Source organism: Kitasatospora sp. NPDC056076 (assembly GCF_042266305.1).
In the GTDB taxonomy this organism is placed as follows: domain Bacteria; phylum Actinomycetota; class Actinomycetes; order Streptomycetales; family Streptomycetaceae; genus Kitasatospora.
Window position 1 is genome coordinate 1 of sequence record NZ_JBHJWG010000005.1, and the last position, 18257, is coordinate 18257.

Here is an 18257-nt window from a genome sequence, read left to right on the forward strand (position 1 = left end):
TACATTCCGAACCCGGAAGCTAAGCCTCACAGCGCCGATGGTACTGCAGGGGGGACCCTGTGGGAGAGTAGGACGCCGCCGAACAATCATTCAGAAAAGGCCCCGCCGGGTGAACCCGGCGGGGCCTTTTCGCGTTTCCGGCCGTTCGGTGTGCGGCGGGAAGCGGAGTAGGCCGCCGGGGCGGGAAGTTGACTGGACAACAGTTGGCCGAAAGCTCACGTGGCGTTCGCCGTCGCACTGTGTACGGCCCGTGTGCGCTGCCTTATGTTCGAGCCTTCTCGGAACACCCATGCATGGCACGACTGGGAAGGACATCACGTGGCCTCCATCGACAGGCGCCGCTTCCTCCAGCTGGGCGGCGCGTCCGCCGCTGCCGCGGGCTTCGGCGTCTTGCCGCCCGCGGTCGGCAAGGCGCTGGCCCTGCCCGCGATCAGCCGGACCCGCTCGATCAAGGACGTCGAACACGTCGTCATCCTGATGCAGGAGAACCGTTCCTTCGACCACTACTTCGGCACCCTCCGCGGCGTGCGCGGGTTCGACGACCCGCGTCCCACGGCTCTGCCCGACGGTCGGCCGAACTGGCACCAGCCCGCCGCCGCGGTGAAGACCGGGCGCTACCACGACCGCGGCCTGCCGGCCTCCGAGAAGGAGGTGCTGCCCTGGTACATCGACCCGAGGAACACCACCGAGCACCAGGCCGGGACGGACCACGGGTGGAGCAGCGGTCACCTCGCCTGGAACGAAGGGCGCCACGACCAGTGGGTGAACCAGAAGCAGGACGTCATGACGATGGGGCACCTCAAGCGTCAGGACCTCCAGTACCACTTCGCCCTCGCCGACGCGTTCACCGTCTGCGACTCGTACTTCTGCTCCGTCCACGCCGACACCGCGCCCAACCGCATCTACCTGTGGACCGGCACCAGCGACCCGCGCAACGCCTACGGCCGCAAGCCCAACGGGCCCGGCCTGGAGGAGCGCAACGGCAAGAACGGCTACACCTGGACGACGTACCCCGAGCGGCTTGAGCAGGCCGGGGTCAGCTGGAAGCTGTACCAGGGCGGTTCCGGTGAGCCGGGCACCCCGACGGACAACTACACCGACAACTCGCTGATGTTCTTCGAGCGTTACCAGGTCGCCGAGGGCGCCTCCGGTCCGCTGGTGGAGAAGGGTGCGACCGACCACACGCTCAAGGAGTTCCGGGCCGACGTCCAGAACGGCCGGCTGCCGCAGGTCTCCTGGATCGTCCCGCCGTACCTGTACAGCGAGCACCCCTCCGCCACCCCCACCGACGGCGCGTACTACATCAACCTGGTGCTGGACGCGCTCACCTCCAACCCCGAGGTCTGGGGCCGGACCGTCTTCCTCATCAACTACGACGAGAACGACGGCCTGTTCGACCACGTCGTGCCGCCGATGCCGCCGGTCGTCAGCCGGCCGGGCGGTCAGGGCATGGTCTCCACCGACCTGGAGGCGAGCCTCGGCGACGAGCTGCTCGACCTCGCCAAGTACCCGGGCGAGATGAGCCCGCTGGTGCCCGGCGCCGACCGCGGCGGGCTGCAGCCGATCGGGCTGGGCCCGCGTGTGCCGCTGCTGGTCATCTCTCCCTGGTCGCGCGGTGGTTGGGTCTGTTCGGAGACCTTCGACCACACCTCGGTGCTGCGGTTCCTGGAGGCCCGCTTCGGTATCGAGGAGCCCAACATCAGTGCCTGGCGCCGGTCCGTCTGCGGTGACCTCACCTCGGCGCTGGACTTCTCCGGTGCCGACCGGGGGAAGGTCTCGATACCCGTGCCCGCGCCGATCGCCTCCCAGGGCAAGCCGTACCAGGTGCCGCTGCCCCAGCGGATGCCCACCCAGGAGCCGGGCACCCGCCCGGCCCGCGCCCTCCCGTACGACCTGCGGGTCAACGAGGACGAGACCGACGACGCGACGGTGTTCCAGCTCAACCTGAACAACCGGGGCGCGGCCGGGGCCTGGCTCTACGTCTACGACCGGACGGCGCCGACGGCCGCCCCCCGCCGCTACACCGTCTCGGCCGGTGACAGCTTCGAGGACCACTGGCCGCTGGTCGACGGCGGCTACCACCTCGTCGCCCACGGGCCGAACGGCTCGGTGCAGGAGTTCGAGGGCAAGACGGTGGGCGGCCTGGTCGCCCGCTTCGAACCCGGTAAGGACAAGGTGCGGGTGACGGTGTCCAACCACGGGGACACCACCCGCACCGTCACCGCCGAGAACGCGTACGCCAAGGGCGCCAAGCAGGGCCGCACCCTGCGGCCCGGCGACGACGTCCGGTTCACCTTCGAACTGCGCGACGAGAACCGCTGGTACGACGTCGCCGTCGCCGCCACGGACGGGCCGGCCTACCGGCGCCGCTGGGCCGGGCACCTGGAGAACGGCCGCCCCGGCATCAGCGACCCCGGGCCGCGCTGACCGCTGCCCCGACGGGTTCCGCCGGCGGAGCCCGACCCCGTTCCCGCGATGCTCCCCGCACAACCGGGCCGGTCCCCGTCCACTCCGGACGGGGACCGGCCCGGCGCGCACCGTCGAGTGGAGCGAGCGGACGGTGCTGGGGGATGATCCCCTGCGTGACGGAAGAGGCAGGTAGTCCAGGTGCGGACGACGCTTGTGCCTGGGGCGAGCGGCTGGGCTGGGCGTTCGGACTGATAGCGGATGATCCGGCGGTGAGGAGTGCAGCGCTTGACCAACTGGCTGAGGCACAGAGGCAGGTCGAGGACGCGCTCGATCGGTGCAATGAGCTGTGGCGGCTGACGATGCCCCTGGGGGCGGAGGAGCAGTACCAGGAGCCGGCCTTCCGCGAGGCGCGCCGGAGGTATGGCTGAGTGCAGGGACGTTCGCTGCCTGACGGGCTGTGGGGTCGCCCCGCGAGCGGGGATCTGGCGCATTGGCCCGGGCTGCCCTACGCGTTGCTCTTCCTGGAGTGGGAAGCGCGATACCCGCAGGAGTGGACCCACCATGCGAAGGCGTGGGGCACGAAGCAGAGTCTTCTCCGGGACCTGGCCCTGGCCCACCAGCCGGAGGCGATCAGGGCGAAGCTCACCGACTTGGTCGAGATCGTCGTCCACCGCGCGTACCGCTGCAAGGACCGCGAGTACGTGCGGGTCGCCCGGGCCGTCGACAGCGCCGACCTGCGTGGCAGGCTCGACCGCGCGGTCGAATCCGACAGCCCGTGGGCCCGCTGCCAGGCAGGGTATGTGCGCTGGCTCCTGGACCGCCCCGACCTGCCGAACACACGTCGTGTCTGGCGGGCCTGGCCGGCAGGCCAGGCCCCGGCGTCGAGGTGACCCGGGACTGAGTCGGGAGGACCGTTCCTGCCGGCGCATCACCTCGTGGTCGCGGTCTCCTTCGACAGCCGGTTCCAGTACGGGCTGTCACGGCTCCTGCTGCCGAGTGCCTGAACCCTGTCGAGCAGGGGCCGAGGCGGCGCCCCGGCCCGCCGGGACCAGGGCCGGCCGTCAGGGGCGGCCCGGCACCCACAGCGGGACGGGGGCCACGAGGGGCATCGCGCGCGCCGCGTCCTGCTCCAGCCAGCCGTCGACCCGGGCCGGGTCGCCCTCGCTGAGCTCCACCAGCGCGGCCGCGGCGATCCGGGCGCAGCACAGCACCAGCGCCAGGGTGTCCTGGCGGCGGTGGCGCTCCCGGACGTAGGCCTCGGCCCGCTCCTGGGCGCGGAGGCGGTGGGCCGGTCCGTTCTCGGCGGTGAGTGCCTGGACGCCGTGCCACACCAGGGTCAGCGCGCAGGGCTCGGCGGGGTGGGTCTGGTCCTCCCGCTCGGCCTCCTCGCGGGCCTCGGCGGAGCGCTGGCCCAGCCAGCCGAGCGCCGTCGCCGCGTCGTCCCCGCAGGAGCGCAGCAGCAGCTCGGCGGCCTGCTCGACGACGGCAGGTACCACCGCCGAGGCCGGCACCCGCAGTCCGGGGGCGGCGGTGTCGCCGAAGGACAGCCAGGCGTCCGCGAACGAGGCCGCGCGCAGCCCGCCCACCCAGGCGGGCGCCCCGCCCGTCGCCCCCAGCCATTCCTCGGTCCCCAGCCGGACCAGCCCCACGGCAACCAGATTCGCCGCGTCCCCGTCCAGCCCCAGCAGTCGTCCGCTCCGCACCACGCACCCCCACCTGCGTTCGTCACCCTTCGAGCACATCCCACCACACCGGGGCGCGAACGAACTAGGCAGGGGCACGTCACGAATCGGTGCCGGTACCGACGCCGGTGCCGGTACCGACGCCGGTGCTGGGGCGGCCTGCCAGTGCCTGGGTGCCGATCACCGCCAGCAGCGCCAGCCGCTCGGCGTCCTCGGTGCCGGGTTCGGCCGTGTAGACCATGATCCGCAGATCGCTGCCCGCGACGCTGAGCACGTCGCAGTCCAGCGTCAGCGGTCCCACCTCCGGGTGGTCGACGGTCTTGCGCGAGGCCTCCTGGTGCCCCACCGCGCCGGAGTCCCACAGCTCGGCGAACCGCTCGCTGTTGCCGCGCAGATCGGCGATCAGGCGCCGCAGCCCCTGGTCCGCCGGGTAGCGGCCCGCCGTCGCCCGCAGGTCGGAGACGACGGCGGTCTCCAACGCCCGCCGGGACTCCGGAGTGTGGCGGACCCGGCTGCCCTCGCCGAGGAAGTTCCGCCACGCCCCGTTGCGCTCCTTGCCGTGCCGTTCACCCATCAGCGCGGTGTAGAGCGGATTGGCGAGCAGCAGCGTCCACGCCGCGTCGTGGACGGCGACGGGTGTGCCGGTCAGCCGGTCCAGCATCCGTTGCACGCTGGGCGTGATGTAGGCGGGCACCGTGCCGCGTCCCGGCGCCACCAGCCCGGCGACCCGGAACAGGTGCTCACGCTCCTCCGCGTTCAGTCGCAGCGCCCGCCCCAGCGCCTCGACGACCTGCTCCGACGGGTTGGCCGCCCGGCCCTGTTCGAGGCGGGTGACGTAGTCGACCGAGATCCCGGCCAGCAGCGCCAGCTCCTCCCGGCGCAGTCCGGCCGCGCGCCGATGGCCGCCCGCCGGCAGACCGGCCGCCTCCGGCGGGACCCGGTCGCGCCAGCGCCGCACCGTCCGCCCGAACTCCGTGGTCGCCATGCCACCACTGTGCACCGCCCCACCCGCAGGTGCCTGGTACCGGCAGTCCCAGGAAGACCGGACGCCTGGCTGACGGCGTCGCCGCGCAGCATCGTGGAGGCATGACCACCACACTGATCACCGGAGCGAACAAGGGCCTCGGCTTCGAGGCCGCCCGTCAACTCATCGCCGCAGGCCACACCGTGTACATCGGCAGCCGGGACCCCGAGCGCGGGCGTCGCGCCGCCGAGCGGCTTGGCGCGCGGCCGGTCGTCATCGACATCACCGACGACGCCTCGGTCACCGCGGCGGCGAGGACCGTCGAGGCCGACGGCGGCCTGGACGTGCTGGTCAACAACGCCGGCGTGGAGGAGCGGGACGCGGACAACCGCGTCATCGGCGCCGCCGACGTCACCGCCGACCTGATGCGGAGCACGTTCGAGACCAACGTCTTCGGCACGGTACGCGTCCTCCACGCGTTCCTCCCGCTGCTCCAGCGCTCCGCCGCCCCCGTCGTCGTCAACCTCAGCAGCGGCCTGGCCTCGCTCACCCGCGTCACCACCGCGGGCACCCCCACCTACGCCTACCCCGGCGTCGCCTACCCGGCCTCCAAGGCCGCCGTCAACATGATCACCGTGCAGTACGCCAAGGCGTTCCCGCACATGCGCATCAACGCCGTCGAGCCCGGCTTCACGAAGACGGACCTCAACGGCAACACCGGCATCCAGACCGTCGAGCAGGGCGCCGGGATCATCGTCCGGATGGCCTGCCTGACCCCGGACGGCCCCACCGGCACCTACCGCGACGCCGAGGGCCCGCTGCCCTGGTGACCGATCCACCGGGTGACCTACCCACTGGGTGGGCGCGCGGCCGGGCGGGGCCGGGCCGGGGGTCAGCGTTCGCTGGTGCCGGTGATGCGGCCGCGGGCGAGGACCGGGATGGTGAGGGAGGTGAGGAGGCGGCGGGGGCGGGTGTTCGGGAGGGCGGCGCGGTTCGGCAGGGGCTCGGCGAGGGCGTAGAGCTCGAAGACGTAGCGGTGCGGGCCGTGGCCCTTGAGCGGCTCGGGGCCGTGGTAGCCGCGGCCGATGAAGGAGCGCAGCAGGGTCACGCCCGGGGCGGGGGCGGACTTGGCGAGGGCGCCGGGGGCGAGCTCCTGCGGGCTCGGCAGGTGGGGCCCGTCGAGCAGGGCGAGGCAGTGGACGGCGGGGTTCGAGCCCAGCGGGACGTCGATGTCCTCGACCACGAGCAGGAGTTCGGCCGTTCCCGCCGGGGGCGTGCTCCAGGCGAGGTGGGGGGAGAGGTTCTCGCCGCCGACCCGGGTGCCGCTGTGCCGGGTGGGCAGGAGGCCGGCGTCGGTGAAGTCCCGGCTGGTGAGGGTGAGGGTCTCCGGGCCGTCCAGGCAGGGCTGGTTCCAGGCGTAAGTGCGTTCTTCCGGGCGGCGGTTGCGCAGCAGGGTGCCGAGTACGGACATGGGGGTCGCTTTCCTTGGGCCGCTGGCGCCGTCAGGGGGCTTCGGCGGGCGGGGTCGGTGACGTGCACGACCTTACGCCGCTTGTCGTCGGGATAGGCCTCCCTGGTCACCAGGCCCCGGAGGCCTCGGCGGGCCTTGGCAAATCATTGTTGCCTATCAACTACTTTCTCGCCCGGGTGGCCGGTGGTGGTTGGGGTGCGGGCACGGAAACCCGTTTGACCAGCGCTTCTTCGTCGATCACGATGCTCCGGTGACAGTTGAGACCACCCTCGCGAAGGTCGACGCGGACCTCCGCGCCGGCCGGATACCCGTCGCCCGCCAACGCCTGCGCAGCCTGGTGGGCCGCTACCCGGCGGACCTCACGGTCCGGCGCCGGTTGGCCGAGGTCTACCGGCTGTACGGGGAGCCGGTCGAGGCGGGCCGCTGGGCCTACCTGGAGGAGGAGCGGGACGAGGCCGAGACCGCGGCCTTCGAGGGCCGTTACGCCGATCCGCGGCGCCGGATGCGGGCGCTCGCCTGGCGCACCTCCGAGCGCACCGCATCGACCGAGACCGCCCGCGCCCGGCTGGCCGAACTGCGTGCCGCGGCCTCCGCGGAGGAAGGCCGCCCGGTCCAGTGGGGCCAGGTGTCCGACCCTTACCGGCCGAACGCGTCCGACGACGACAGCGGGCCGTGGTTCTGCCTCGGCATCGGCCTCGTCGGCCTGCTGCTGGGGGCCTTCGCGGTGCTCGGCATGGTCACCTTCGCCGGCTGGTGGTTCTGAGCGGTTCGGTGCGGTGGTGCGTGCGGGGATGAACCCCCGGGCGGGGGTGGGCCGTACTTGACGGTGGCGGCCCGTCGGGGCCGTCCGGTGCTGCCCCGGGTGCCCGCCGATTCCCACGGACGGCGCGGCCGGGGTGGCCCTCGTGGCCCCCACGAACGCCCTGAACCCTCCGAGGAGAAGCACAGATGAAGCACGTACGCCGCGCTGCCGCGGTCACCGGTGGTGCGGTCGCCGCCCTGGCCCTGGCCGGGACCGGGCAGGCCTTCGCCTGGCACCCCGGCGACGCCTCGCTGACGGTCGGCTGCCGGACGGACGCCGGTCACGTCGAGGTCGTCCTCGGCAACAACTACCAGGACGCGGGCGACTACACGCTCAGCCTGATCGGCGGCACCGAGGAGCACCACGGCACCATCGCCGGGCACGGCACCGCCAAGGTGACGGTCGGCTACTCGGGCCACGGCGACCGGTGGCGCTACACCCTGGCGGACACCCACATCGACCAGCAGATCGCCGACGTGCCGCTCTGCCCCTCCGCGACGCCGACGGGCACCCCGACGCCGACCCCGACCCTGACCAAGCCTGGGACGCGGACGCCGACGCCGACCGTCAGTCGGACGGCGACGCCGACGCCGAGCGGGAGCCCGTCGGGGAGCCCGTCCTCGCCCGCCGCGCACCCCAGCGCCTCGCCCTCGGCGAGTGCCTCCGCCTCCGCCTCCGCCGCGCCGGCGCTCGCGCAGACCGGTGGCGGCGGCAACACCGGCCTCGCGGTGGCCGGTGCCGCGACCCTGGTCGGCGGTGCCGGGCTCGTCGTGGCGGCGCGCCGGGTCGCCGCCCGCCGCAAGGCCTGACGGTCCGACGGATGTTCGTCGACGGAGCGTGGCGGATCACGGTGGTCGGCAAGGACGCCGACTTCGAGCAACGGGCGGTGGTCCGCACCCCGTACGGGGTCCTGGTGCTGGCCGGTGCGGTGGGGGAGTCCCTGGTCGTCGACGCCGACACCTGGGAGCTGCGCCTGGAGCACCTGTGGCCGGGGCGCGGATGGCGGCCGGACGTCGAGGTGGTGCCCGGTCCGGTGACCGGTACGGGCGGCCGCCGCAGCCGGGAGGTCCGGGCGACGGACTGCTACTGGCCGGGGCAGCCGCGGCCGGTCCTGCCGCACAACCTGGTGCTGCGGCTGGACGCGTTCGGGGCCGAGGAGCCCGTGGCGCGACCGGTACGGACGGTGCGGGAGGCGATCACCCCGGCGGGAACACCGCTGATCCGGACCAGTTCCGGCCCCCAGGTCGAGGCGGTGGACAGCAAGTCCACCGCGGGCAGGGCCGGTTGGTGACCGCCAGGGCGTGAACGGGGAGGGGCGGCCGCGTGAGCGGCCGCCCCTTCGTGCGTGGTGGCGCGGTCAGTTGTCGATGCGGTACGACTCGCCGTAGACCTTCCACACCAGCGGGGTCCGCAGGTCCAGGTTGCCCGCGCGCAGGAACACCTCCTGCTCGGTGTCCACCCGGTCGGTCTCCTCGTGGGCGGCCTCGGTCTTCATGGCGGCCCGGCGGGCGTCCAGGAAGGCGGCCAGGTAGGTCTTCTCGTCGCCGCCCTGGGCGGGGGTCCTCGCCTTGCGCATCGCCGCGGCGCGGATGCCGCCGAAGCTGACCGGCTCGTCGCCGGGGCCGTGCATCACGATGGCGTCGTAGTAGATGAACTGGCCGAGGGCGCGCAGCCCGTCGGTCTGCGCCTGCATGACGGCCGGGTTGAAGTAGACGCGGTCCCGCTCGTCGGTCTGGGCCTGCTGGAAGGCGGGGTCCTGGGCGGCCTTCTTCCAGGCTCCGGCGAAGTCGGGGTCGAGGCCGGCGTGCGAGGCGGAGCCGTTGACCTTCTGCAGGGCCGGCAGGTACCTGTCGAGCGGGTTGCCGGGCTTGAGCTGTCCGTAGTGCTTCACCAGGTCGAGCATGTCGCCGGTGCCCGAGCAGAAGCCGATGATGCCGCCGGTGTAGCCGCGGCCGTCCTTGATGTCCTCCAGGTAGGCGAACTGGGCCTTCCAGTTCAGCGAGGAGTTCTCGGCGCTGGACACCAGTTGCTGGGCGATGTCCTTGAGGCGCGGGTCGTTCAGCCCGGCCGCCGGGCCGGGGGAGGAGGTGGCTCCCGGGGTGGCGGTGGCGCCGGGCTGCGGCTGGGTGGTGCGGTGCGGGCGGGCGCTGGCCGCGGTCGCGGTGACGGCGGTGATCAGCACGGCGGCCGTGGCGATGTGCAGGGCCTTCGGCCGGGACGGGCGGGCGTGGGCGGGCGGCATGCGTGCTCCGGGGTCGAGTGGGGAGGGGCCGGCCGTCGTCCGGTCAGGCCTCGGCGGCCGGCTCGGGGTCGGCCTGGACGGAAGGGAGTTCGGGGGCGGACGGGAGTTCGGCGGCGGGCCCCGGTACGGGCAGGGCCGCGCCGGGGGTCAGCCGGAAGCGCTCCGGGCGGCCGACCGCCCGGCGGTCGGCGGGCGCCACCTTGTCGCGGCGCTCCAGCCAGGCCCGGAGCCGGTCCCGGGCGCTGCGGTCGCGGTCGGCGTCCGGCGTGGTCGGGCCGCCGGTCTCGCGCAGCAGCACCCGGGCGGGCCGGGCGGCGCCGTCGCCGGGGACGGTCCCGACCACGACGAAGCCGGTGCCCGGGGCGAAGGTGACCTGGGGCACCTCGCCGTCCGCGCCGAACACGGCCGTCCGGCGCCCGGTCGTCGACCAGACGACGAACTCGACGGCGCTGCCCAGGTCGGCCGCCGGGGAGGAGAGGCCGGTGACCGGCGCCGGCTCGACCAGGGCGAGGCCGGGCGGGTACGCCTCCAGCACCTCCGGCGGGAGGTCCGTACCCAGCAGCACCGCGCCGTGATGGCTCGGCAGGCGGCGCAGGCCGGAGGCCAGGCAGGCCAGGTACGGCGCGAGCGGGCCGGGGGCGCCGCCGCGTGCCGCGGCGACCACCGCCTCTCGGGCGGCGGGCACGTCGGTGCCCTCGTGGTGCAGCAGGACGGCGACCAGGTCGGGCTTGAGGTCGTCCCGGCCGGTCGAGCGCAGGCCCGGCAGCCGGGTGACGGCGGGTTCGACGCGTCCGGCGCCGCGGTGGTAGTGCTCGCCGAGCAGGGTGCGGAAGGCGTCCCGGTCGGCGGCGCTGCTCACCGGGGCGAGCGGCAGGGCGTCGGCGGCGCCGAAGTAGCGTGCGGCGAGGGCGAAGGCGAGGGGTGTGGCTTCGGTGGTCTCACCCTCGGCAGTCGCACCCTCGGCGGTCGCACCCTCGGCAGTCTCGCCCTCGACGGGCCGCTCGGGTTCCGGGGTGGACTCCGGTGCGGTGACGGCTGGTTCAGCGGTCACCGGTGGCGCGGGCTCCGCCGCAGCGGTGGGCCGCTCGGCCGGGCGTCCGGGCGCGGGAGCGCCGACCGCCGTGGCCATCGCCTCGGCGGCGAACGGGCCTTCGGCGGTGGGCGGTCGGGGCGCGGCAGGCACGCCCGCCGGTGCGGCCCCGGCGCTGCTGATGGCGAGCCCGGCCGGTGGCGCCGTCGGGGGGAGCAGGTCCGGGGCGACGGCCGTGGGAAGCGACGGTACGGCGAAGGACTCCGTGCCCGCGCCCGTCGGCAGGGTGGCGGGCGCGGACGGCAGGCCGAGGCCGCCGCCCATCGCAGAGGCCGAAGGGGTGGTCGGGACCGGGACCGGCGCCGGGCCGGAAAGCCCGCTCCGGGCGGGCGGGTTGAGCCAGACCAGCCCGTGCATCCGGGCGAAGAAGCGGGCGCTGCTCTCGGAGGCCGCGTCGACCAGCCCGTGCAGCAGCAGCCCGAACCCCCGCACCCCGGGGGCGGGCAACTGGTCCAGCAGTGCGGCCAGTTGCTCCCAGGTGTCGTGCGGGATCAGCCGGGCCCGCTCGCCGACCACGAGCAGCGGGCGGGCCGGATCGGGCCGCAGCAGCCGGGGCGCCCAGGCGTACGGCGGCTCGGGGCGCAGCCAGAGCCCGGCGGGGACGGCCTCCAGGCACCAGAACGGGAAGGCCTCGAACACGCCGGGCCCGACCGTGCGCCACCCGGCGCCGCCGTTGCGCCAGGCGGCGCCGACGGTGTCGTGCCGGTTGGTGGAGGTGAGCCGGATCAGGTACGGCTCCCAGGTGGTGGCGCCGTGGTGGTCGAGCATCCGGGTGGTGTGGACGCCCTGGTGGGCCACCGGGAGGCCGATCGAGGCGTGGACGGGGCGGCCGAGCCGTTCGGCGAGAGTGCCGGAGAGGGCGGCGAGGGTGCCCGGGTCGGCCCAGGGGGCGGTGACCAGGAGCTGGTCCGGGCCGGTCGGCAGGGAGAGCGCCGCGTCGGCGAACTCCTCGGGGGCGAGCACGGGTTGGGCGGGGGTGCCGACCACCAGCGGGGTGGTGCCGGGCGGGGTCGCGAGCTGCCGCAGGAACGGCATCGCGGGTTCGGGGCGGGCCGTGACGTGGCTGAGCCAGTAGCCGGTGGCCAGCCGGTGGACGGCGACGGAGGCGGGCAGCACGGTCGGCCCGGGCGCGGCGACGGTCCGGGGCGGGACGGCGGGCGGCGGCAGGCCGGGACCGGAGGGCCCGGGTGGGACCGGCGGGACGGGGCCGGTCGCCTCGACCGTCTCGCGCAGCCGGCGGGGCCGGCCCCCGGGCGGGCAGTGCCACCAGGTCGCGGGTTCGGCGGAGCCCGCGGGCGCGGTGACCTTGAGGGTGCCGTCGGGCTGGATGGCGACCAGGCCGTCCGGGGCGACCACCGGGAGGCCTGCCTTGTCGGCCACCACCTCGGCGGGCCGTCGGCCGCCGGGCCCGAGGGCGGCGAGGCCGGAGGCCGCCAGGATCAGGCTGCCGGCGCCGCGGGTGCGGGCGATCAGCCCGAGTTCGGCCATCTGCTCGCGCAGCACCGGGGCGGCGTCGGCCGCAGCGGCGACCACGACGAGGGCGTTCGGCACCGGCCGCAGGCTGCCCATCGCGGCCGACAGTTCGGCGTCGCTGACCTCGCGCGGGGCGATCACGTAGTGCGGGCCGAAGGGGCGGAGCACGGAGCGGGTCGGCGCGCGGCGCGCGGGCGGCGTCGCGGCCGTCGCGGTCGGAGCGGCCGTAACAGCCGTCGCGGTCGGAGCAGCCGGCGCGGGTGCGGCGGAGCGGCGGCCGAACCGGCGGCGCAGCGCCGAACCGGAGCCCGGCTCGGTGGACGGGCGGGGCCCCACCTCAACCATCGGCGTACGCCTCCCTGTTCGGTCGTCGGGACCCGTACGGGCGGCGTCCCGGCAGGCTGTACGGCGCGGGTACGGCCTTCGGTTCACCGGCGCCGCTCCCGCGCCGGCACCCGCGCCGGCACCCGCGCCGTCACTCCTTCCGCACCCCCTCCGCCCCCTCCGCCGGCTCGGGCACCAGCGGCGTCTGGAGCTGCACCGTGCGCCGGCGGGTGATGTGCAGGGCCCGCCCGGGCGGGAGCTGGCGCGGCTTGACGTTGCCGAACAGCACGCCCTCGCTGGGCGGGCAGGAGAGCAGCACCGCCGGGGTGTTGACCTCGTGCAGTCGGCGCAGCAGCGGGTCGCTCAGGGCCCGGCCGGCGCCGTTGGCGCTGCGGGCGACGATCAGGTGCAGGCCGAGTTCGGTGCCCTGGGCGAGGTGGTCGAGGAGCGGGGCGAAGGGGTGGCCGGTGAGCGGGGCCGCGATCAGGTCGTAGTCGTCGACGAGGATGAACAGTTCGGCGCCGGTCCACCAGTCGCGCAGTTTCAGCCGGGCCGGGGTGATGGACTCCCCGGGGACGCGGCCCTCCATGGCGCGGGCCGCGCCCTGGACGATCTGCTTGAGCACGTCGACGGCGACGGCGTAGCCGAGCCGGTACTCCTCCGGGACGAGGTCGAACAGGCCGCGCCGGAAGTCGATCAGCATGATCCGCGCCTCGGCGGGGGTGTAGGCCGAGGTGATGCCGTTGACCAGGTGGCGCAGCAGGTTGGTCTTGCCGGTCTCGCTGTCGCCGATCACCATCAGGTGCGGGGAGTCCTCGAAGTCGTGCCAGAGCGGGGAGATCTCCCGGTCCTCCAGGCCGAGGGCGATCCGCAGCCGGCCCTCGGGGGCGGGCAGGGCGGCGGGTTCCAGCAGCAGCGGCAGCATCCGCACCTGGGGTGCGCGGGGGCCGGTCCAGTGGTCGTTGACGGCTTCGACGAGGTCGGCGACGCCGTCCGCGAGGTCGTCCGGGTCGCCGGTGCCGTCGATCCGGGGCAGGGCGGTGAGGAAGTGCAGCTGTTCGTCGGTGAGGCCCCGGCCGGGCACCTTGGGGACGGTGGCGGCGGCCCGCATGTTGATCATGGAGTCGACCGAATCGCCCAGCCGGAGCTCGAACTTGGTGCCGAGCTGGTCGCGCAGCGCGCTGGTGACCTCGGCCCACCGGGTCGCCGTGACGACCAGGTGGACGCCGTAGTTGAGGCCGCGTCCGGCGATCAGGCCGAGCACCTGGACGAGTTCGCCGAACTCCTGGCGCAGGGTGTTCCAGCCGTCGACGACGAGGAAGACGTCGCCGTGCGGGTCGTCGGCGAGCTCCGGGTCGCCGGCCGCCCGGCGGCGCCGGAAGGCGGCGGCGGAGTCGATGCCCAGCCGGGCGAAGCTCTGCTCGCGGCGGGCGATGATGCCGTTGATCTCGGCGACGGTGCGGCCCACCCGCTCCGGGTCGTGCCGCCCGGTGACCCCGCCGACGTGCGGCAGGCCGCGCAGCGCGGACAGGCCGCCGCCGCCGAAGTCCAGGCAGTAGAACTGCACTTCGCGCGGGGTGTGGGTCAGCGCCAGGCCGGTGACCAGGGTGCGCAGCAGGTTGCTCTTGCCGCTCTGCGGGGCGCCGGCGATGCCGACGTGGCCGCCCGCGCCGGACAGGTCGGCGGTGAGCAGGTCGCGCAGCTGCTGGAACGGCCGGTCCACCACGCCGACCGGCACGGTCAGGGCGCCGCGCCGTGGCCCGCCCTCGGTGGTCAGGCCGTACTCGGGGTGCGGCGCCAGCGGGGGCAGCAGCTCGTCCAGGGTGGGCGGCACGTCCAGCGGCGGCAGCCAGACCCGGTAGGCGGGCGGGCCGGCGTCGGTGAGGCGCTCGGCGGCGAGCTCCAGCAGGGTGTGGGCGGTCTCCTCCTCGGGCGCCTCGGCCGCCGCCGCCACCGGCTCGACCACCGGCTGCCGGCGCGGCGCGACGTACTCGGTGCCGTACGCGACGACCTGGCCGGCCACCGCCGCCTGCCGGGCCGGGCTCGGCCGCTGCGGACGGTACGGGCCGGAGACGTAGGCGGCCTTGAACCGGGTCAGGGTGGAGATGTCGCTGCGCAGGATGCCGTTGCCGGGCTGGGAGGGCAGGTGGTAGGCGTCGGGCACGCCGAGCACGCCGCGGCTCTCCATCGCCGAGAAGGTGCGCAGGCCGATCCGGTAGGACAGGTGGGACTCCAGGGCGTGCATCCGGCCCTCGTCCAGGCGCTGGGAGGCGAGCAGCAGGTGCACGCCGAGCGAGCGGCCGAGCCGGCCGATCATGATGAACAGCTCCATGAAGTCGCGGTGTGCGGCGAGCAGTTCGGAGAACTCGTCGACCACCACGAACAGCGTCGGCAGCGGGTCCAGCCGGACGCCGGCGGCCCGGGCGGCCTCGTAGTCCAGCAGTGAGGTGTAGTTGCCCGCCGAGCGCAGCAGCTCCTGGCGGCGCATCAGCTCGCCGTGCAGGGCGTCGCGCATCCGGTCCACCAGGGCGGCCTCGTCGGCCAGGTTGGTGATCACGGCCGAGGTGTGCGGCAGGCGGTCCAGGCCGAGGAAGGTGGCGCCGCCCTTGAAGTCGACCAGCACGAAGTTGAGCGTCTCGGAGGAGTGGGTCAGCGCGAGGGCCAGCACCAGGGTGCGCAGCAGCTCCGACTTGCCGGAGCCGGTCGCGCCGATCAGCAGGCCGTGCGGGCCCATGCCGCCCTGGGCGGACTCCTTGATGTCGAGGTCCACCGGGGCGCCGTCCGAGCCCAGGCCGAGCGGGACGCGCAGCCGCTGCTCGGCGGGCCGCTCGGACCAGGCCCGGCGGACGTCGTGCCGGTGCAGGTCCTTGACGCCCAGCAGCGAGGTCAGGTCGAAGTCGGTGGCCAGCGGCTCGGTGCCGTCGGAGCCGGTGCCGAGGCGGTAGCGCGCCAGCTGCGCGGCGTAGCGGCGGGCGGCGGCCGGGCCGAGCGCGTCGGGGCGGCCGAGCGCGGTGACGGCGTCCCGGCGGTTGCGGTCCGAGCCGACCAGCTCCAGTGCGCCGGCCGCGGTGATCCGCAGCCGCAGCCGGTGCTTGGCGTGCTCCCACTCCAGGGCGCCGCCCACGTCCAGCACGGTCGCGTTGCGGTAGCCGGCCAGCGCCGCGCGGCCCCCGGAGGGCAGCGCCACCCCGTCGACCACGACCAGGACGTACGGCTCCTCCCGGCCGGGCTGGACGTCCGGCTCCCAGGGGCCGCGGGCGGCGAACTCACTGCCGAGCAGCTGCTCCAGCTCGACCATCGAGGCGGCGACCAGCCGCACCGGGCCGGCGCCGTCGGTCTCGTTCGGGTGCAGGGCGTGCGGCAGCCACTTCGTCCAGTCCCAGTCGGCCCGCCGCTCCGGGCCGGTGACCAGGGCGATCCGCAGTTCGTCGGGGGCGTGGAAGAAGGCCAGTTGGGCCACCACCGCCCGGGCCAGGGCGCGTCGGGCCTCACCGTCGGCGCCGTCCTCCCCGGTGGTGGCCGGGTGTCCGCCGGTGCCCGTGCCCCCGCCCGCCTCGTCGGTGCCGGCGTCGGCCTCCTCCCGCGGCCCGCGCAGCAGCACGTGGGCGTAGCCGCGCACGTGCACCGCGATCGGCTGCTCCGGGAGCGTGCCGTACGCGTGGATGAACCGCCGCAGCGCGTGGGCGCACAGCGGCTCCAGGTCCTCGACCGGCTTGGTGGCCAGCGGCGCCAGCCGCACCGCGAGGCGCTGGGCGCCCACCGCGATCCGCACGTCACCGAAGTCGGGGTGGCCGGCCCGCCGCTCCCACAGCCGCGAGCTGCCCACCATGGTCGCCAGCGCGGCCGGCTCCGGGTGGCGCCAGGCCAGCGCCCGCTGCTGCTCGACGGTGTGCCGGCGGACCTGCCGGCGGATCTGCGACAGGTAGCGCAGGTAGTCCCGGCGCTCGCCGCGCAGCTGCCGCTTGCGGTCGCTCGCGCCCCGGATCAGCTGGGTGACCAGCATGCCGACGGCGGACAGGCCCATCATGCCGATCGCGACGTACGTCAGCGGCCCGTTGGCGGTGTTCGGGTTCAGGAAGATGAACACCATCGACAGCGAACTCAGCGCCATCGGCGCCATGGTGAGCATCATCGCCAGCCCGCTCTGCTGTTCCGGCAGACCGGGCGGCTCCTGCAACTGGATGTCCCCGTCCGGCATCTCCGGCCCGGAGCGCCGGGGCGGACGGTCGACCACGACCTGGCTCAACGGGGCCCTCCTCACACACGCGTGGATCTGTCGACCCATCGCACGTGCCGCGCCCCCGTGGAGGTTCACCGGCCCGTGAACCTTTCCGCCGGAGCGCACGTGAAGCCCGTCGGAAGGTCGTCGGAGGGTCGTCGGAAGGCCGTCGGAAGCCGGTGGAGCGGAGAGTGGAGAGCATGAGTGGTGCAGCCGTGGCCGGCCTGTGCAGGCTGAGGTTCCGCGCGCCCGGGACGGCCTTCGAACTGGCCGTGCCGTCCGACGTGGTCCTCGCGGACCTGATGCCCGCCGTCCTCGGACACGCCGGGGCCGACACCGAGGAGGCCGGCGGCGAACACTCCGGCTGGGTGCTCCAACGCCTCGGCGGCGAACCCCTCGACGAGGAACGCACCCCGGACGCGCTCGGACTGCACGACGGCGAGGAACTGCACCTGCGCCCGCGCACCGCCGAACTGCCGCCGGTCCACTTCGACGACCTGGTCGACGGGGTGCGCAGCGGCATGCTGGAACGCCCCGACTCCTGGCGCCCCGCACTCACCCACCACCTTGCGGTGGCCGCCGCCCTGGTCGCCCTCGCCGGCGGGATCGCGCTGCTGCTCCTGCCCGGCCCCGGGCCGGCCCGCTGCGCCGCCGCCGCGACCGCCGCCGTGCTGCTGCTGGTCGGCGCCGGCGGGGCCGCCCGCACCGTCGGCGACGCCGGCGCGGGCACCGCCCTGGGCGCCGCCGGGATCGGGTACGCCGTCACCGCGGCGACCCTGCTGCCCGGGCTGGGCGCCGCCGACCGGCTGCTGGCCGGCGGCTCCGCCGGGGCCGGCGCGGCCGTCCTGGCCCTCGCCGTCACCGGCGCCTCGGCACCGTTCTTCCTCTCCGCGCTGCTGGTCGCGGTGGTCGGCGTGGGCGCCGGGGCGATGGCCGTCCGGGACGTGCCGCCGGAGCACTCCGCCGCCGTACTGGCCTGCGCCGCCGTGCTGTTCGGCGCCTTCCTGCCCGGACTCGCCTTCAAGCTCGCCGGGCTGCGGCTGCCCGCGCTGCCGCGCAACGCCGAGGAGCTCCAGGAGGACATCGAGCCCTTCCCGGCCGGGTCCGTGCTCGCCCGCGGCGGTGTCGCCGACGGCTACCTCACCGGCTTCCTGACCGCCACCGGCCTGGCCTGCGCCGCCTGCCTGACCCTGCTGGCCGGCGCCGACGGCTGGGGCCCGGCCGCGACCGCCGCCGACCTGTCGGTGCTGCTCCTGCTGCACGCGCGCGAGATCGGCAGCCTCCGGCAGCGGCTCGCCGTCATCCTGCCCGGCCTGTACGGGCTGGTGCTGCTGGCCGGCCGGCTCGGCCTGCGCGGCGACCCGCAGGACCGGCTGACGCTGCTGGCCGGGCTGCTGGCCGTCGCCGCGGCCCTGCTGGTGGTCGCCTGGACGGTGCCCGGCCGCCGACTGCTGCCCTACTGGGGCCGCGCCGCCGACCTGCTGCACTCGCTCGCGGCCGTCGCGCTGCTGCCGCTCGCGCTCCAGACGCTCGGCTTCTACCACGCGCTGCGCGGCGTGGCGGGCTGACCGGCCGTAGCGC

The 18257-nt window shown here is 75.0% G+C and carries 14 protein-coding genes and 1 rRNA gene; 9 read left to right on the top strand and 6 right to left on the bottom strand.

Annotated elements, in window-relative coordinates; genetic code table 11:
* The 4 genes from rrf to ACFC1T_RS05800 all read left to right on the top strand — a co-directional run.
* Window positions 1–84, top strand: a 5S ribosomal RNA gene (gene rrf / locus ACFC1T_RS05785); the annotation flags it as partial.
* 234 nt (window positions 85–318) lie between these two features.
* Entirely contained in the window at window positions 319–2427 is a 2109-nt protein-coding gene (locus ACFC1T_RS05790; protein WP_375884033.1) for a phosphocholine-specific phospholipase C, read from the top strand.
* 155 nt (window positions 2428–2582) lie between these two features.
* Window positions 2583–2837 (top strand): hypothetical protein, encoded by a 255-nt coding sequence (locus ACFC1T_RS05795; protein ID WP_375884035.1) that lies wholly within the window; start codon window positions 2583–2585, stop codon window positions 2835–2837.
* Complete coding sequence (locus tag ACFC1T_RS05800) at window positions 2838–3299, top strand: hypothetical protein (RefSeq protein ID WP_375884037.1); 462 nt, start codon at window positions 2838–2840, stop codon at window positions 3297–3299.
* A 171-nt stretch (window positions 3300–3470) separates the two neighbouring features.
* Here ACFC1T_RS05800 and ACFC1T_RS05805 read toward each other — a convergent pair whose 3' ends face one another.
* Together ACFC1T_RS05805 and ACFC1T_RS05810 are read right to left on the bottom strand one after the other, a co-directional pair.
* A complete protein-coding gene (locus ACFC1T_RS05805) occupies window positions 3471–4115 on the bottom strand; it encodes a hypothetical protein (protein ID WP_375884040.1) in 645 nt (214 codons plus the stop codon).
* A 76-nt stretch (window positions 4116–4191) separates the two neighbouring features.
* Window positions 4192–5076 carry a helix-turn-helix transcriptional regulator gene (locus tag ACFC1T_RS05810; protein WP_375884043.1) on the bottom strand — a complete coding sequence of 295 codons (885 nt, stop codon included), beginning with the start codon at window positions 5074–5076 and terminating at the stop codon, window positions 4192–4194.
* Between the two features lie 101 nt (window positions 5077–5177).
* On the opposite strand from ACFC1T_RS05810, the gene ACFC1T_RS05815 reads away from it, so the two are divergent.
* Entirely contained in the window at window positions 5178–5885 is a 708-nt protein-coding gene (locus ACFC1T_RS05815; protein ID WP_375884045.1) for an SDR family NAD(P)-dependent oxidoreductase, read from the top strand.
* A gap of 62 nt (window positions 5886–5947) precedes the next feature.
* On the opposite strand, the gene ACFC1T_RS05820 is transcribed toward ACFC1T_RS05815, so the two are convergent.
* On the bottom strand, window positions 5948–6526 hold the full coding sequence (locus ACFC1T_RS05820) for a YbhB/YbcL family Raf kinase inhibitor-like protein (RefSeq protein WP_375884048.1): 579 nt from the start codon (window positions 6524–6526) through the stop codon (window positions 5948–5950).
* A 250-nt stretch (window positions 6527–6776) separates the two neighbouring features.
* On the opposite strand from ACFC1T_RS05820, the gene ACFC1T_RS05825 reads away from it, so the two are divergent.
* From ACFC1T_RS05825 to ACFC1T_RS05835, 3 genes are all read left to right on the top strand, one after another.
* Window positions 6777–7289 carry a DUF6584 family protein gene (locus ACFC1T_RS05825; RefSeq protein WP_375884050.1) on the top strand — a complete coding sequence of 171 codons (513 nt, stop codon included), beginning with the start codon at window positions 6777–6779 and terminating at the stop codon, window positions 7287–7289.
* Between the two features lie 185 nt (window positions 7290–7474).
* A complete protein-coding gene (locus ACFC1T_RS05830) occupies window positions 7475–8137 on the top strand; it encodes an LPXTG cell wall anchor domain-containing protein (RefSeq protein ID WP_375884052.1) in 663 nt (220 codons plus the stop codon).
* An 11-nt stretch (window positions 8138–8148) separates the two neighbouring features.
* A complete protein-coding gene (locus ACFC1T_RS05835; RefSeq protein ID WP_375884053.1) occupies window positions 8149–8619 on the top strand; it encodes a hypothetical protein in 471 nt (156 codons plus the stop codon).
* Between the two features lie 66 nt (window positions 8620–8685).
* Here ACFC1T_RS05835 and ACFC1T_RS05840 read toward each other — a convergent pair whose 3' ends face one another.
* The 3 genes from ACFC1T_RS05840 to eccCa all read right to left on the bottom strand — a co-directional run bounded on the left by ACFC1T_RS05840 (window position 8686) and on the right by eccCa (window position 16655).
* Complete coding sequence (locus ACFC1T_RS05840; RefSeq protein ID WP_375884055.1) at window positions 8686–9570, bottom strand: chitosanase; 885 nt, start codon at window positions 9568–9570, stop codon at window positions 8686–8688.
* Between the two features lie 43 nt (window positions 9571–9613).
* Complete coding sequence (locus ACFC1T_RS05845) at window positions 9614–12478, bottom strand: hypothetical protein (protein ID WP_375884057.1); 2865 nt, start codon at window positions 12476–12478, stop codon at window positions 9614–9616.
* Between the two features lie 130 nt (window positions 12479–12608).
* A complete protein-coding gene (eccCa, locus tag ACFC1T_RS05850) occupies window positions 12609–16655 on the bottom strand; it encodes a type VII secretion protein EccCa (protein ID WP_375884454.1) in 4047 nt (1348 codons plus the stop codon).
* A 221-nt stretch (window positions 16656–16876) separates the two neighbouring features.
* On the opposite strand from eccCa, the gene eccD reads away from it, so the two are divergent.
* On the top strand, window positions 16877–18244 hold the full coding sequence (gene eccD / locus ACFC1T_RS05855) for a type VII secretion integral membrane protein EccD (protein ID WP_375884059.1): 1368 nt from the start codon (window positions 16877–16879) through the stop codon (window positions 18242–18244).
* Window positions 18245–18257 lie beyond the last annotated feature (13 nt).

Excerpts from the sequence above, each read along its gene's own strand:
- ACFC1T_RS05820 (WP_375884048.1), bottom strand. The coding sequence starts at position 6,526 with ATGTCCGTACTCGGCACCCTGCTGCGCAACCGCCGCCCGGAAGAACGC.
- eccD (WP_375884059.1), top strand. The coding sequence starts at position 16,877 with ATGAGTGGTGCAGCCGTGGCCGGCCTGTGCAGGCTGAGGTTCCGCGCG.
- ACFC1T_RS05840 (WP_375884055.1), bottom strand. The coding sequence starts at position 9,570 with ATGCCGCCCGCCCACGCCCGCCCGTCCCGGCCGAAGGCCCTGCACATC.
- ACFC1T_RS05835 (WP_375884053.1), top strand. The coding sequence starts at position 8,149 with ATGTTCGTCGACGGAGCGTGGCGGATCACGGTGGTCGGCAAGGACGCC.
- eccCa (WP_375884454.1), bottom strand. The coding sequence starts at position 16,655 with ATGCCGGACGGGGACATCCAGTTGCAGGAGCCGCCCGGTCTGCCGGAA.
- ACFC1T_RS05845 (WP_375884057.1), bottom strand. The coding sequence starts at position 12,478 with ATGGTTGAGGTGGGGCCCCGCCCGTCCACCGAGCCGGGCTCCGGTTCG.
- ACFC1T_RS05810 (WP_375884043.1), bottom strand. The coding sequence starts at position 5,076 with ATGGCGACCACGGAGTTCGGGCGGACGGTGCGGCGCTGGCGCGACCGG.
- ACFC1T_RS05815 (WP_375884045.1), top strand. The coding sequence starts at position 5,178 with ATGACCACCACACTGATCACCGGAGCGAACAAGGGCCTCGGCTTCGAG.
- ACFC1T_RS05830 (WP_375884052.1), top strand. The coding sequence starts at position 7,475 with ATGAAGCACGTACGCCGCGCTGCCGCGGTCACCGGTGGTGCGGTCGCC.